The sequence below is a fragment of the Marinobacter sp. genome (assembly GCF_041687235.1).
Taxonomy (GTDB): Bacteria; Pseudomonadota; Gammaproteobacteria; order Pseudomonadales; family Oleiphilaceae; genus Marinobacter.
The window spans coordinates 34,657-49,838 of the sequence record NZ_JAWLCH010000009.1 but is presented as its reverse complement, the minus strand read 5'-3'; the positions used below and the strand labels follow the sequence as shown (position 1 = coordinate 49,838).

The following is a 15,182-nucleotide window of genomic DNA, read 5'->3' as shown; positions in this document are numbered from 1 at the left end:
TTACCAGGACAATGTTCGGGGATCCTGGCGTTGATCGTTGCGTCTTTCCCCACTGATATTGCCGTCAGAGAGCGTAATCACGCGATCACCCATGCCCGCGATGGAGGCATTGTGAGTGATGATAACGGTCGTCGTTCCGGTTTCCCGGTTGGCCTTTTCCAGAGCTTCCAGGACCAGAACACCCGTAGCGGAATCCAGGGCGCCCGTTGGCTCGTCGCAAAGCAATACGTCAGGACGCTTGGCGATCGCCCGGGCGATGGCAACCCGCTGTTGTTCGCCACCGGAAAGCTGCGCCGGAAAATGGTCGATACGGGACTTCAACCCAACCAGCTCCAGGGCTTGTTCGGGCGACATGGGGTTGGACGCTATTTCGGTAACCGCCGCAACGTTCTCCCGCGCGGTCAGGCTCGGAATCAGGTTATAGAACTGGAACACGAAGCCAACGTGCTCGCGGCGATAACGAGTGAGTTCGCGATCTCCGGCAGAGCTGAGATCAATATCCCGATATCGGACCTCACCAGAGCTTGGCACATCCAGCCCGCCCAGGATGTTCAGCAGAGTGGATTTACCGGAACCGGAAGCGCCCAGCATGACGACCAGCTCTCCGCCATAGAGATCCAGGTCGACCCCGCGAAGCGCATGAACCTGAACCTCACCCTGGTCATAGGTTTTTGTCAGGCCCCGGGTCTGAAATACCGGAGTCCCGGCCCCTTTCCCAGGCTCTGCCTCTGATACCATGGTGTCAGTCAGTCTTCGGCACAGTCCACGCAAACTGTGGTATACGGCAGCACCTGCAGACGTCGGGGGTCGATGGCCTCGCCACAGGACTCACAGTCGTCGCCAACACCGTTGTCAATTCGCGCCAGGGCATGTTCAATCTGCGCGAGTTCGACACGGGTTTCCGTTTCAAGCGAGTCCACCACCTCGTCATTCTGGGTTTGTGTGGCTTGCTCCTCAAAGTCCTTGTCCAGAGCACCACCCTCCCGGTGTTGATGCGCTTCGTACCGGGAAAGCCTGGCGGTCAGGTCTGCCTTCAGTGTTTCCAGTTCGGATTTCCGGTCAGTCATATGGCGCCTCCTGGCTTGCCGGGAAAACATATTCATACAGTAAAGCATAAGCTGAACCCGGGATTGATGCTTGTCAAAATTGCGTCATGCTGGGTCAGGCAGAATAGAACTCCACTAAACCTGTATGCAAAGGAGTTGTAGCCATGAACAATGAACTTTTCGAGAAAGCGACCCGCCTGAACGAGACCCTCGTCGAGCAGTTCGGTAAAGCTGCTGAAATGCAGATGAACGCCTTCCGTCGTTATGCCGATGTCACTATGGAGCAGGCTAAAAAGGTGTCTGAAGTCCGTGATCTGGAGAGCCTGAAAAGCCTTACCGGCGATCAGGCCGAAACCCTGAAATCTCTGAGCGAGCAGTTCAGCGCAGACTGGAAAGCCTGGCAGGACTACTTCAATGAAAGCCGGGAACAGATTCAGAAGGTGTTCGAAAAGGCACCGGAAGAGACGGCCAAACCTGGCCCGAAAGCCGCCAAATAAGGGATAACCATGTTCGGTCTGGATACGCTCGGAAAAGCGGTTGGTCAGCTCGTCAACGGATTCGAAACCAACGTCCGTCAGGGACAGCAACAACTGGAGAAATTACTGGGAGATGCGGGCGTCCTGGATGACGCAACCCTCTCCACGATGACGGAAATGTCCGATGCCTACCGGACAATGGCAGAGGATCTGCTACTGCACCCGCTCCGGTTCGCCGGTGCGGAGCTGGATCTGGCCCGCAAGCATGCCGCGCTGGGGTATTACACCCTCGCCCGGCTCGTGGGCAAGGATAAGAAGCCCGTTGTCGAACCAGAGCCCGACGACCGGCGTTTCCAGGCCGAAGACTGGCACAAGCACCTGTCTTTTGACGTGTTGCATCAGGCCTATCTGATCAATTCCCGAACATTCCTCAACTGGGTAGCCGGCATGGAAGGCATGCCCCCGGCCGGCCGGGACCAGATGCTGTTCTACGCCCGGCAACTAACCAGCGCGCTGTCACCCTCTAATTTCCCGGCGACGAATCCGGAAGTGCTCCGGATTACCTGGGAACGAAAGGGCATGAATCTGGTGGACGGTGGTCGCCAGCTCATCGAAGACCTGCGCCAGAATCCTTCGCTGTTTAACGTCGGCATGACCGATCGCTCCGCCTTCGAGGTGGGCCGAAACCTGGCGACCACGCCGGGCAAGGTGGTGTATCAGAACGAGCTGATGCAATTGATCCAGTACTCACCAACAACTGAAACCGTCAGCAAACGCCCCTTGCTGATTGTTCCGCCCTGGATCAACAAGTATTACATCCTGGACCTGACCGCCAGAAACTCTTTCATTCAGTGGCTGGTGAACCAGGGGCAGACCGTGTTCATCATTTCGTGGCGCAATCCCGGCCCCGCTCTTCGGGACAAAGGCTGGGAAGACTACATGGAGCTGGGTCCACTGGCCGCCATGGAGGCGGTTACCGAGGCCACCGGCGAAGAACAGATGAACGTGATCGGTTATTGCATCGGTGGCACCCTGCTGGGCTCGACCCTGGCCTGGTTGAAGAAAAAAGGCCGGAATCCTGTAGCCAGCGCCACCTATCTGACCACCCTGCTGGATTTCTCGGATCCGGGAGGCATCGGCGTATTCATCAATGATCATTCCATCCGGGGTATTGAGAGAATGCTTGAGCGCAAGGGCTATCTGGATGGCCGCGCCATGGCGTTTACCTTCAATCTGCTTCGGGAAAACGAGCTGTTCTGGTCGTTCTGGACCAATAACTACCTGAAAGGCCAGAAGCCGGCGGCTTTTGACCTGCTTTACTGGAACACCGATGGCACCAACCTGCCAGCCCGGATGCACAGTTACTACCTGCGCCAGATGTACCTGAATAACCGGCTGGTTCAGCCCGACTCCCTGAGCCTGCTCGGTGAGTCCATCAATCTGTCCGAAATCGACGTGCCCTCTTTTTTCCTGTCTGCACGACAGGATCATATCGCCAAATGGAAAACCACTTACAAAGGCGCGTTGGCCCACGGCGGTGATGTCCGCTTTGTGCTCTCCGGTTCCGGTCATATCGCTGGCGTGATTAACCCGCCGTATAAAGAGAAGTACGGTTTCTGGACCAATGACACACTGGTACCGGATGCAGACGCCTGGTTCGCCGAATCGGAACATCATCCAGGCTCCTGGTGGCCCTACTGGCTTGAGTGGATTGCCCGCTTTTCGGACGGCGACGTGCCTGCCCGCACCCCTGGCGAGGGAAAACTACCCGCCCTTGAGAATGCACCCGGAAGTTACGTGCGGGTGAAGGCGGCAGATGCCGCAAAATGCTAGAATGATGGGGTCGTACCTGGCGCCCGAAAAAGACGCCCAACCCACAACAAGACCAAGAACAGGAGGGTCCATGGGGCGGCCGCTACCGATATCCCGCATAATGCACAGCGGCCTTTTGCTGCGCTGCCCGCCGAGGACCTCAATTGCGGATGCCGCTGCCCGGATGGCCGAGAACTCGGTCAGCTCCATTCTGATCGCGGAAGACGATGAAGTGATTGGAATCTGGACAGAACGGGATGCCTTGGCCGTCGATTTTTCCAATCCGGACAGCTTTGAGCGACCGGTCAGTTCGGTGATGAGCTCACCGGTTCTGACGCTTTCCTGCGATATGGACGCCGGTGAAGCGGCCCTGCGTTTTCGGGAAACCGGTAAACGCCATTTTCTGATTGTTGATGATTCCGGCAAACCGGTTGGCATTCTCTCACAGACCGATCTCGCACTGAATCAGGGCCTGGAGCCCTACCTGCGACTGCGGGAAGTGAGCACGGCCATTCCCCATCCCCCCGTGATCACCGATGGTAGGGTCACACTCTCTGAAGTAGCGGCGATCATGCACCGTCATCAGGCAGATGCGGTGGTTGTAGATTGTCATAACGATGGGCTGGGCATCCTCACGGAGCGGGATATTGTCCGCCTGATTGCCCGCAATACCGGCAACGTGCTGGCTTCTGACCTGGCAACCCGACCGCTTTTGACGGTCAGTGAGTCGGACCCGCTGATTCATGCCAGAGACATGTTAATCAACCACCGTATTCGCCATCTGGCCGTCACCAATAACCAGGATCAGGTTACCGGACTGATTGGCTACAATGACATGCTCGCCGGTGCCGAACAGATGTACCTGGACGATTTGCGTGAAGCCCTTGAACAAAGGGATCGGGCCCTTGCCCAGTCCCGCCAGACCCTGCAACTGGCAGAGCGGGTGATTGAGTCATCCTTCGAGGGGATCATGGTGACGGACAAGAAAGTGAATATTGAGTTCGTTAATCCGGCCTTCACTCACCTTACCGGGTATAGCCAGGAGGAAGTCGTCGGCAAAACGCCGCAGATCCTCTCTTCCGGGCGGCACGACAGCGAGTTCTACCAGCGGATGTGGAACTCCCTGGTCACCCATGGCTATTGGCGGGGTGAGATCTGGAACCGCCGTAAAACCGGGGAACTCTACCTTGAGCTGCTGACAATCACTGCCATTACCGACAACGAGGGTAGAACCACCCACTACGCTGGCCTGTTCACCGACATCACCCAGAACCGGAAAAACGAGGAACAGATCCGCCAACTGGCCTACTACGACGCACTGACCGGCATCCCTAACCGCCGTCTTCTGGAAGATCGCCTGGAGCACGCCATTCGGCATGCCCATCGACGCTCCTCCCTGTTGGCGGTCATGTTCATGGATCTGGACCACTTCAAGGCAGTGAACGACAGGCTTGGCCACGCCGCCGGCGATGAATTACTGCTTCAGTTCACGAGCCGTGTCCAGAGCTGTCTGCGTGAAGACGATACCCTCGCCCGTCTGGGTGGCGACGAGTTCATCGTCTTGCTACCAGATCTGGAACACATCGAGGATGCCTATCAGGTCGCCGAACGGTTGATTGCCGCAAATCAGCAACCTTACCGCATCAATGGTGAATCCCTGACCGTAGGCTCCAGTATTGGCATCAGCCTCTATCCCCGGGACGGCACTACCGCCTCAGAGTTACTGCAAGGTGCGGACATTGCCATGTACCGAGCCAAGCAGGACGGACGGAACCTGTTCAGATTATTCAGCCCCGCTGTTGCTGAGGGCGCCTGATCTCGCCCGGGAACCGCCGTTGTGGCACTATGGCCCGCTGGATAACCGGCGGAGACCCTCCTGATGTTTTACACTACCCTTGCGGCAATTGCGGCCGCCATGATCCTGTTTGCCTGGCTCGGTCTCAGGGCCCGTCTCGCTGATGGCGGCCTGGATGACTACGTAACGGCACGGAACAGTCAGGGAGCCAGAGCCCTCGGGCTTTCTTTCCTCGCCTCCGGCATGGGCGGCTGGATTCTGTTTGCCCCGCCAGAGGTAGGCGCGCTGGTTGGCCCCCTGGCACTGGCCGGCTATGCCCTGGGGGCCGCGCTGCCGTTTATCGTGTTCGCTTTCTGTGGCCCCGCCATCCGCCGCTTCCTGCCAGAGGGGCGCAGCATCGGTGAATTTGCCAACGCCTGTTATGGCAATGGTGTTCGACGCTACGTCTCAATGATCTCAGTGCTTTACATGCTCTGTTTCCTGACCGCCGAGCTCACCGCCATCGGCGCCATTACCTCGCTGCTTTCCGGGATTGATGGTGGCATCGTGGTTATAGGCGTGGCAGTGACCACATTGATCTACACCGCAATCGGTGGTCTGCGTGCCAGCATTGTGACGGATCAGTGGCAGGCCTTGCTGCTGATCGTCCTGCTTGCCATTGTCAGTTTCGTGGCAATCGGCAAACTTCCGGACGCTGCTCCGGCGGCGCTGCCGGATATCCCATCCTCTGCAGCACTGAGCGTGGCGCTAACCCTGGTGATCGCGGTAACCGCAGCGAACCTTTTCCACCAGGGATACTGGCAACGGTTGTGGTCCGCCCGGGACACCGATGCCCTGAGCCGCGGCGCGTTGCTCGGCGGCGTGGTCACCATCGCCGTGGTCGCCGTGGTAGGCGGTCTTGGCATACTGGCAGCCATGAGTGGCGCAAACCTTGGAAACCCGCCCATTCCTTTTTTTGCATTACTTGCAGATGCCCCCGCCTGGCTGGCCTTGCCAGCCCTTATTCTGGCGATCACCCTGGTCGCCTCGTCGGTGGATACTCTGCAGAATGCCCTGGCATCCCTGGCGGTAACCGAGAAAAAGGGACTGTCGATTGTCAGTGCCCGATGGTTCACGGTACTGCTGATGATTCCCGTGGTTCTGGTGGCGCTCCAGGGGATTTCGGTACTGCGGCTTTTCCTGATCGCAGACCTGTTGTGCGCGACGGCGGTGTTGCCGGTGTTGATGGGACTCTGGAAAAAGATGACCACGCGGGCCGCGATTCTGGGCTGCCTGGCAGGCCTTATTGGCGCCATTCTCCCGGGCTGGGTGTCCGGAGGCAGCCTGATGGCAGGCCTGGAAGCCGCCAGCTTCCCCGGCAGCATTCCGACGCTGATGCCGTTTGTTGGCGCTCTGGCGGGCTCCGGCCTGGTCAGTCTGGTGCTCGCTGTTACGGCTCCGAAACGCTAGGAGAACCTGCTGTCCGGCTTTTTAGCTGGACAGCAGCTCAATGGGGTAGCGGATTTTCGTCTGATCTACCCCGGGTCGGGCTCCGAAATCCACCAGCCTCAGGCGGTTGCAGATCTTGCTTTCCAACGACGGCTCATTAAGCGTGGACTCGACCACCGAACAGCTGGACACTGCCCCGTTCGGCTCAATGACCAGCTCCGGCGTGATACTTCCCTGAAGCGAAGGCTTCCGTCGCAGCTCCCGGTTGTAGATGCTGTAGATTGCGGATTTGTTGGCATCCATGGTACGACGCAACTCTTCCTTGCTCCGGGTTCGGGCGGCGGTTTCCTGCTGCGCCTTTCGGGCTTGCTCTTTGGCTGCGGCAACTCTCTCCGCCTCAGCAACTTCCGCTCGCTGGCGTTCGGCAAGGGCGACCTGACGGGCCTCTCGATTCAGAGCCTCATCGTTTACGCCGCTGCTCTTGGCACTCGCAGTAGCGCGGGAGGCCAGCGTATCACCGGTTTTGCGAGCAATAGGCTCAGCTGTATTGGCAACCGGGCCATCCAGCTTGACCGACTCCGCTAGCGAGCTGAGCTTTTTAAGTTCGTTCCCCATTGCCAGAATACCGGTATTCTTTGCCTTTTCCCGCGCCTTGGCGACCTCCTCGGGCTTGGGTTCCGGCTTTGGCTCTGGTTTTTCCGCCACCTTTGGTTCCGGCTCCGGTTCCGCAACCACCGGTTCCTGGAGGGGCTCCGGTTCGGGTTCAGGCTTCGCCTGCTCGACCGGTTTCTCCTCAGGTTTCGGCGGCTCGGGCAACACGGGTTTTGGCGGCTCTTTTTTCTCAATAATCAGTTTGGCCAGCTGGGGCGGCAAGGCCTCCTGTTCCTGCCTGTCCCGCTCTGGCAGCTCTATCCAGCTGACGTAACCTGCAAACGCCAGGAACAGTGGCACAACGACAACGGCTGCAGCCAGCAGCCGTTTTCTTTCGCCGCGCTCCTGATTCCAGGGCAATCCGTACCGGTAATCCATAATGGTCAGGCCCCCTGTTCCGTACGCTGATTAACCGCCAGGGAAATGCTGGCATAACCGGCGTCCACACAGGTGGACATGATTTTCTTGAGCAGCTCGTAAGGCAATTCCCGGTCCGCGAGGATGGTAATGGGGCGACCAGTCTCGGGTGCCGGTGCTGATGTACGGCTGGACTGGTAGTCCAGCTCCTGCTTCAGGGAAGGCTCGACCTGCCCATCGAAGGTCTGGAAGGCGTCGCGTTTCACTACCAGTCGACCGTTCACCAGAATATCCCGGTCGGTCACGGTCAGCGCCAGAACATCACCGGGAGGTTGCACAGCCGTGGAATCCGGCAACTTGATGGTGTTGTTCTGGTTAAGTACCTGCACGTCGGACGACGAATTAACCATCAGAAAGAACACGAGGATGGTAAAGATATCCATCAGGGATACCAGGTTCATCTTCCCCTGACTCTTGTTACGCCGGTAATGGCGCTTGAGGCGGCGGGCCTTGGCGGATTCCTTCATGACCTCACCTCTGGGGATCCTGTGGCCGGAACCGGCGCATCACCGAGCGAAATCTCGGGGAACAGCTCGGCTTCCACAACGCTGCCTGCAACCACAGCTTCGTAGGACCGAACCGTATCCATGACGGAAACCAGAGACTGATAAGACGTGTCACGGGATGGCATGATGATCACATCCTTCTTGTCCGGCACCCGACTCTTGATTTCCTTCATGACGTCCTTGAGCAGCGCAAAGTCGTACTCGCCTTCCCGCCGGGGGATATCCTTGATGACGCCGCCCTGATTATCGGCAACCACGAGCTGATCCTCATAGATGACGACCTGTATCTGCAGCTCCTCAGCCTGCTCTGCCGACAGATTCTCACCGGTCGGGAAGTTCAGTTCCAGAACGCTGGTGTGAGCAAACACCATGTTCAACAGCAGTACCGGCACCAGCACGATCATGAGATTCATGAAGGGCGTGATGTCGAGATCGGCCTCACTCTGAAGGCGACGATGCTTCCGTCTCATGGCCTGACATCCTTCTGGCTGGTTATCAGGCCGGGCTACCGGCCGGAGTCGCTACCTGTGCCGACGCAGCGGCATTCTGGGCCTGTGGTTGAGCAGCGGCTTTGTTGCCGGAACCGTCACTGAGCAGGTTAAGCACCTTGATGCCGGCCATCTCGAAACTGTCGACGATTTCATTGGTCTTGGTTTGCAGCAGCGAGTGGATCAGCAACATGGGAATGGCGGACATAAGGCCGAATGCCGTGGTGTTCATCGCAACCGAAATACTCTGGGACAACAGGCTCGCTTTCTGGGCCGGATCCGCGGCCGCCACGGCCGTAAAGGCAGCAATCAGACCGATGATGGTACCGAGCAGACCCAGCAGGGTGGCGATGTTGGCCAGCGTTGCCAGGTACTGGGTACGTTTTTCCAGCCGGGGCATCACATCAAGAAGCCCCTCTTCCATGGCGTATTCGATCTCCTCACGACCCTGGCGACGGGCGAGGCGCTGAAGGCCAAAGCCAATCATGGTTGACATGGCACTGCCGGATTCCTGGGTGTAGTTGAGGGCGCCCTTCAGATCGCGCTTGGCAATCATCTGATGCAGACGATTGAAGTCCCGACGGTTGGTCAGTTTCTGGGCGGAGAGATAAACGTAACGTTCAATGGCAACAATGAGTCCGATAATCAGCACAACGGCAATCGGAAACATAAAAAAGCCACCTTCCTGAAAGAAGCGAACGGCGGTATCGATCATTTTCTGGGCACTCCATGGTCCGGTTTTCAGATTAGTCTAAGCGCGACCCATCCTCAGGAGGGTAAGTTCGCGAAAGTCTGTGTGAGGGTTTGTTTAATCTTGCGCGGGGGCACACCACAAATGTGAGGAAGGTCTCATTTCTACTCCCCGTTTGACGGTTGCGTCTGCTCCATGAATGCTTCGTGGTACTGGATGAACCGCTGGAATTCATAACGCTCCAGTGGTCTGGCACCCCGATCAACCATCAGACGTTCCTCCGGTGCCCGCAATTCTTCCACCGCCGGTGGCTGCCAGGGCACCAGGTACATGACCGTCGGCACCTCCTGATCGCCCCGGATACGGGTGCCCTCAATGGTGACAACACCTGACGATTCCTGGGCCTGCAACGCGGGATGTCCGGCGAGGAAGGTTGACGCCAGCAGGAGTATCAACGCGGAACGTTTCATATCACATCTTCCACATCAGATTCTGTTTTTCGCATCGAAGATCCAGTCTTCGAGCCTCGGGTGAGGCTCACTGGCAACGGCTTGATAGCGCTCATAGAGTTCTACAGCGCCAGCGGGTTCGCCCAGGTAGATATCCAGAAGGAACGCCAGATTAAGGATCGCCGGTGCATAGTCCTGATCGGCGGCGAGCGCAGCCCGGTAATACTGCTCGGCATCCTCGAACTCTCCGGCATTTCGCGCGATCACACCCAGATGATTCAACGCCTGTACATGCTGCGGGTTCACAACCAGAACCCGCTCAAACCATTGCCTGGCGGTTTCGGTTTCCCCTTCCCGGAAAGCAATGATGCCCAGATTCGCCATAGGCCCGGCCTTTTCAGGGTACTCACCGGCCAATCGCTCGAAACGGGCCCGCGCCTCACCAAGGTCCCCCTCTATCATGGCCTGAACAGCCTCGCTGAATGACGCTTCCAGCACTGCCTGTTCTGCCGCCTGGTCCTCAGACTCGGGGGATGACGGGGCCGTCACACACCCCGACATCAAGAACATGGCCAGAAGACAAATCCCGTAAGCCCTAGTCCAGCTCATTGACAACTCCTGCAGTCACTTCTTCCTTCCGGTAACGACCCGGCAGCAGAACCTTCAAGGCCTCGTAACTCCGTTTGACCCATTCATCAAAAATTCCCTCTCGCGCCCGCCGGATATTCTGCTCATGGATATCAATGGCGTTGTCCTCGAAGGGATAGGCCTGCTCTTCAAGCAGAAGCTCATACTGGGCCAGCTCCAGCTCACTCAATCCAGTAGGCCGTTCGGATTCCATCAGATCAGCGCCCAGCCGCCCATAGATATGGGCAATCTGGTAACCCGCCTCGGTGGCAAACGAAGACAAGCCATAGCCGGCGGTTTTCTGATAGGCCGTCACCGCCTTTTCGAGTGCGTCGGTCTTCGCCGCCATGCTCTCGTTCAACGGCAGCGTCAGACGAATGTTGTCGTATCTTGCGAGGGCATCACGGGCAAGACTTGCAGAAGCTGACGCAGCCAGATAACGCATGCGGTCGTCAGCCGCTTCCGGGTTCCGGTCAACGGTTTCCATCTGCTTGCGCAGCCAGTAATCCCGCCGTTCCGAATCACCGTCGTCCTGGTAAAGCTCAGCCAACCGGTATGCCGCTTCCATGTAGACATCCGCCGGCTCCGGGTGCGTATTAGCGTAAGTGCGCCAGGTGTCGATGGCCTTCGCCCGGTTCCCGGCCTGATCGTAGAGTTCGGCCGCTATCAACAGGTTTTCACGTCGCTCTTCCGGCGTCTTGGCCAGCGCCACCATTCGCTGGAGTTCATCGGCAGCTCGTTCCCATTGTTCAGTCTCGCGGTAGGCCAGGGCCAGTTTCGCAGGAACCGTATCAATCAGTTCGTGCTCCGGGAAAGCACGCCGGAAGCCCGTCAGCACGTTGATAGCCTTATCCCAGAGTTCGGCGGTAATCAACAGGGAAGCCGCGTCGTATTCGGCATTCGCCCGCAACATCGATTCAGGAACGGCCGTGCCAACCCTCAGAAACTCACTGACAGCATCCTCCACATTGCCGGCTTCTGCCAACTGCTCGGCCTGCCGATAAACCGTGGCCGCCAGGTTTTCACGAACGCCGCCCCTGCGCTCATCGTTTTCGCTCATAGCCGCCAGGGCCTCACGATAGGCCTGTTCTGCCTCGCCATAACGGGCCAGCTCAGACAAGCCGTGGCCGGATAACAACAGGGCTTCGGTGGTCAGATCGGCCGGTGGTGATGGCTCCCAGGTGACAAGGCGGGCCGCCATGGCTGCGGTCTCTTCCCAGTTTTGCAGATCAAATTCCCTTTGCAACGCAATGTAGTACACCGCCGGTGCCCGGGGGTCCCCGGGGAAGGCATTTGCAAAGCGCAGTCGGTTCAGCTGCTGAAGTTCCTGGTAGGCCATTCGCTTCGATACCGGTTCCCGTGGCGAGGTTCTGGCGTATTCGCGGAATGCCAGCACCGAGGCATAACCCGCCTCCGGAGCCCGCTCGGGCAATATGTCTTCGGGGTAGTCATAGGCAACCCGCTCAAAAGCGGCGATAGCCGAAGGCCAGTCCTTGAGCTCCACAAAAGTTTCACCCAACAGGAACAGACGCTCTGGCGTGCGGGGATGATCCGGGAAGGTTGCGGCGAATTCAGCGTAGTAACTGGCAGCTTTACCGTAATGATCCACAGCCTGTTGCTCATCAGTCGCTTCTCCTGCCAACAGGTAGTGGCGGTCCGCCAACTCCGGCAGCAGCTGTTCAAGCTGTTGCTCGATAAAGCCAATTGCATCCGGGCTGGCCGACCGCCAGTAATCACCGTAGATACCGTAAAGCCGGACAAACTCGGCCTTACGCGCCGGGATGGTACGGATGAACCCGGCAAGCTCAAGGGTTTCGAGAATCCGAATATGATACCTCGGCGCCCAGGGACTTGCCGGGTGGTCTTCTATGTAGGCTTCGAATACCTCAATGGCATCACTGTACTGCTCCCGCTCCAGAAGCAGCTCACTGTACCGGTCGTACACCAGGATCTCGTAGGGACGCCCGCCAGTCTGACGAAACAGTGCCTGCAGGGTGTCAGCGCCATCAAGGTAGGACAGGGACAAACCCACCACCCGGAACAGATCTTCGATCAGGGTCTGGTTCCGCTGATCAACATCCGCCACCGGTTGGCCCTCAGGCATGACCAGATCCAGCACTTCGATATAGCTGAACAGGGCCTCCTGATATTGCGCCTGCTTGAACAGACTCCAGCCTTTCATGTAGTGGGCGTTCACCAGAAACGTCGGGTCGGCCTTACGCTCCTGGCTGGCCAGGGTGACCTCGTCGAAAGCCTCCTCCGCATCCCGGTAGCGGCCATCAATGAACAACAGGTCAGCCCGACGGAACTGAGCTTCTATCCAGTATTCCGAATTCGGGTAACGCCGGACCAGGGTATTCAGGGCCTCCAGTTGTCTTGGTGTTGCTCCACGCAATTCCCACGCCCTGGCGAGCTGATAGTAGATCTGGTCATTGCCATCGCGATCCGGGTACTCCGACAGAAGGCGTTGATAGGCATTAATGGCTCCGGAAAGCTCATCCACAGCGTCATCGGCCATTTTTCGTTCTGCCCGCTGAAACTCCAGGTCGGCCAGACGGTGGCGAATCGTAACCTGCTTCCGGGGATCGTCTACGAGGGGCAAGAGCGCCTGGTAGCTTGCCATCACGCCCTCAATGGAGACACCACCGTCCGATCCGGATTCATCCAGGCTTCCATCGTTTCGCGGCCGTGCCTCAATTGCCGGCAATGCCGCCAGGGTGCCCTCCCTGACCTCGGGCATCTCTTCATTTCCCGAGGGCAACATGGACTGCAGCATCTGGCAGCCACTGGCAAGAACGAATGCCCCGGCAATGGCCACCCCCTTAACCGTGGTTAAAAGCATCGGCTTATTCATCGCCGACCCCTGCGCTGGTTGAGGCGCGGAAAAGCTGGTCTGCCAGCCTCGCCTGGGCATGGCGGGAAGCCACCAGATAACCTTTGAGTTCTTCCTGCTGGGCGGAAAGCATCCGATCCACCTGGTTCAGGAGAATTTGTCGAGCGCTGTCCAATGCCTCGGATACCTCCTCTCCCAGGGCCGCAAGTTCCCGTTCACTGGTGGCGATACGATGAGCCAGATCCAGGTGGCGGGTATCTTCCGCCATCAGGGCTTCAACGCGAAGTCGCTGCGCCTGCAAGCGCTCCATCTCGCGATCCAGATCCCGCAACTGCCTTTGTGTTGCCCAACGGTTCACGCCAAAGTCATCGGCAATCCACCAGTCAAAGTAGGCCCGCATCCTCCGATAGGTCTCACGCTGGCTGGCGGTGGTTTCATCGTCCGGCAACCCGGCCAGCGTTTTCTCAACTCCATCAAGCTTGGCCCTCAGAGCCTTCTGCTCGGTGGTCATGAAGAACTCGGCATCGTCTTCCGACAGCGCGGCGGATACCGACTCACGGAATCCCTGGTGTAACTGTCGCCACTGATCGGCTTGCTGATCCTCAAGCGCCCGCCGGGTTTGGCTGATGCGGATCTGCCGCTGCTGTTCCCGGGTCTCCAGCATGGTGCGAAACGATTCGAACCGGGACTGTCTCTCGGCAATGAAGGACTGCATCCGATATAGCTCGTTCAGTTCGCTCAGAGCCTGCTGGAAGGCCTCCGTCGCCAGCACTTCCGCCAGGCCAAAGTCCACCGGTTCAACACGGAGCCGACCATAGGAATCCGTGAGCACCCCGTCGCCGTCACGAAGGAAACTGAGCTGCGCCATCAGGCTTTCTTCACTGAGCCGGTTCCGTACACCACTGAGTTCCCCGATCCGGGTCTCATAGTGGTTGGCAGCCTGTTCAAAGGCGGGTAACGCGCGTTCCGGCTCCCCCATTTGCTCCAGAACGTAAGCTCGGGCAAAGGGTACCTGTTGCCGCCAGGGCAGAAACAATTCCCTGCCCGACAGGGATTCAAGGGCGTCGAGAGCCCGTTCGTGCCGGCCCTGGCCCGCAGCCGCCACGGCGTAGTCAAAGAGTGCCTGATCGGAAAAAACCCCATCCAGCGGCATTGCACCCAGAACCTCCAGGGCATCGTCAAAACGGTTATCCCGGAGGAGCAGCCGTGCAAGTGTCAGTCGCGCCCTGTCAAGCAGGCCCCGGCGCTCTGCATCTGACTCAGCGGAATTGCCGGTCTGTTCAACGGTGGCAACCAGGTCACTCAACGCCGCCTCTGCAGAGGCGGCGTCGCCGTCATCCAGTGCGGAAACCGCCGAATTATACTGAAGGTAGAGGGACCAGATATCGCCTTCCTCCAACTGTCCTTCCAGAGTCGCAAGCTCGGCTTTGTTACCGGATTGGACGGACATCCTGGCCAACCGGGCACGCAGGTAGATCCATTCACGAAACAGGTCATGATTGGCGTCGGCCAGTATGTCGCCATCGACACGCGCCAGATTCTCGGTGGCCAGCGTGGGCTCACCTTCCAGGTAGAAGACTTTGCCCAGATAGAACCAGGCCTGATTGCGAACGTCAGGCGACAGTGTGCTGCCTTCGCCGTCTTCCCTCAGAAGCTGCGTGAACAGTCGGCTCGCCTCACGGGTCATGCCCCAGGACAGCATGAGCCCGCCCTCTACCAGCGCCGGGTGGTCGCCATGTCCCTCGATACCGCCCTGTTCACGGGCCACCGCCAGCTGGGTCAGAGCCTCGAAGGCGTTCCCCTGGTGGTATTCATAGAGCGCCCACCCGTACCGAAGGTCCTTCGCCCGTTCGGGTTGCGCCTCCTCGGCCTGGGCCGGAGCACTCATCATCAGCCATAGCAGAGCACCCGTGAAAAGTACCGGGCGACCTCGAAACGGCTTGCTCACCTTCAATCCCACGAC

At 58.5% G+C, this 15,182-nt stretch carries 14 protein-coding genes; 4 read left to right on the top strand and 10 right to left on the bottom strand.

All coding sequences use genetic code 11. The features are described 5' to 3' along the window. Together ACESMK_RS13375 and ACESMK_RS13370 are read right to left on the bottom strand one after the other, a co-directional pair. On the bottom strand, window positions 1-738 hold the full coding sequence (locus tag ACESMK_RS13375; protein ID WP_372999564.1) for an ABC transporter ATP-binding protein: 738 nt from the start codon (window positions 736-738) through the stop codon (window positions 1-3). Window positions 739-746: 8 nt separating this feature from the next. After that, complete coding sequence (locus ACESMK_RS13370) at window positions 747-1,067, bottom strand: TraR/DksA family transcriptional regulator (RefSeq protein WP_372999562.1); 321 nt, start codon at window positions 1,065-1,067, stop codon at window positions 747-749. Between the two features lie 143 nt (window positions 1,068-1,210). Between ACESMK_RS13370 and ACESMK_RS13365 the strand changes: the two genes are divergently transcribed. The 4 genes from ACESMK_RS13365 (at window position 1,211) to ACESMK_RS13350 (ending at window position 6,578) form a co-directional block, all read left to right on the top strand. Then, the gene (locus ACESMK_RS13365; protein ID WP_372999559.1) at window positions 1,211-1,543 is read left to right on the top strand and encodes a phasin family protein; all 333 of its coding nucleotides are present in this window, start codon (window positions 1,211-1,213) and stop codon (window positions 1,541-1,543) included. 9 nt (window positions 1,544-1,552) lie between these two features. Further along, entirely contained in the window at window positions 1,553-3,355 is a 1,803-nt protein-coding gene (locus tag ACESMK_RS13360) for a PHA/PHB synthase family protein (RefSeq protein ID WP_372999555.1), read from the top strand. A gap of 70 nt (window positions 3,356-3,425) precedes the next feature. Beyond that, entirely contained in the window at window positions 3,426-5,150 is a 1,725-nt protein-coding gene (locus ACESMK_RS13355; RefSeq protein ID WP_372999552.1) for a diguanylate cyclase domain-containing protein, read from the top strand. A gap of 63 nt (window positions 5,151-5,213) precedes the next feature. After that, on the top strand, window positions 5,214-6,578 hold the full coding sequence (locus ACESMK_RS13350; protein ID WP_372999549.1) for a sodium:solute symporter family transporter: 1,365 nt from the start codon (window positions 5,214-5,216) through the stop codon (window positions 6,576-6,578). A 21-nt stretch (window positions 6,579-6,599) separates the two neighbouring features. Here the strand turns inward: ACESMK_RS13350 and ACESMK_RS13345 are convergent, their stop codons facing one another. From ACESMK_RS13345 to ACESMK_RS13310, 8 genes are all read right to left on the bottom strand, one after another. Then, the gene (locus tag ACESMK_RS13345) at window positions 6,600-7,586 is read right to left on the bottom strand and encodes an AgmX/PglI C-terminal domain-containing protein (protein WP_372999546.1); all 987 of its coding nucleotides are present in this window, start codon (window positions 7,584-7,586) and stop codon (window positions 6,600-6,602) included. Between the two features lie 5 nt (window positions 7,587-7,591). Continuing rightward, on the bottom strand, window positions 7,592-8,092 hold the full coding sequence (locus ACESMK_RS13340; protein ID WP_372999543.1) for an ExbD/TolR family protein: 501 nt from the start codon (window positions 8,090-8,092) through the stop codon (window positions 7,592-7,594). After that, window positions 8,089-8,601 carry an ExbD/TolR family protein gene (locus tag ACESMK_RS13335; RefSeq protein ID WP_372999540.1) on the bottom strand — a complete coding sequence of 171 codons (513 nt, stop codon included), beginning with the start codon at window positions 8,599-8,601 and terminating at the stop codon, window positions 8,089-8,091. The genes ACESMK_RS13340 and ACESMK_RS13335 overlap by 4 nt, the downstream gene beginning before the upstream one ends. Before the next feature lie 25 nt (window positions 8,602-8,626). Then, window positions 8,627-9,334: a MotA/TolQ/ExbB proton channel family protein gene (locus ACESMK_RS13330; RefSeq protein ID WP_372999537.1), complete on the bottom strand. Its 708-nt coding sequence runs from the start codon at window positions 9,332-9,334 to the stop codon at window positions 8,627-8,629. Window positions 9,335-9,474: 140 nt separating this feature from the next. Then, complete coding sequence (locus ACESMK_RS13325; RefSeq protein ID WP_372999534.1) at window positions 9,475-9,780, bottom strand: hypothetical protein; 306 nt, start codon at window positions 9,778-9,780, stop codon at window positions 9,475-9,477. 15 nt (window positions 9,781-9,795) lie between these two features. Continuing rightward, window positions 9,796-10,368: a tetratricopeptide repeat protein gene (locus tag ACESMK_RS13320; RefSeq protein ID WP_372999531.1), complete on the bottom strand. Its 573-nt coding sequence runs from the start codon at window positions 10,366-10,368 to the stop codon at window positions 9,796-9,798. Then, a complete protein-coding gene (locus ACESMK_RS13315; protein WP_372999528.1) occupies window positions 10,355-13,240 on the bottom strand; it encodes a tetratricopeptide repeat protein in 2,886 nt (961 codons plus the stop codon). The genes ACESMK_RS13320 and ACESMK_RS13315 overlap by 14 nt, the downstream gene beginning before the upstream one ends. After that, a complete protein-coding gene (locus ACESMK_RS13310) occupies window positions 13,233-15,167 on the bottom strand; it encodes a tetratricopeptide repeat protein (RefSeq protein WP_372999525.1) in 1,935 nt (644 codons plus the stop codon). The genes ACESMK_RS13315 and ACESMK_RS13310 overlap by 8 nt, the downstream gene beginning before the upstream one ends. Between the last annotated feature and the right edge of the window lie 15 nt (window positions 15,168-15,182).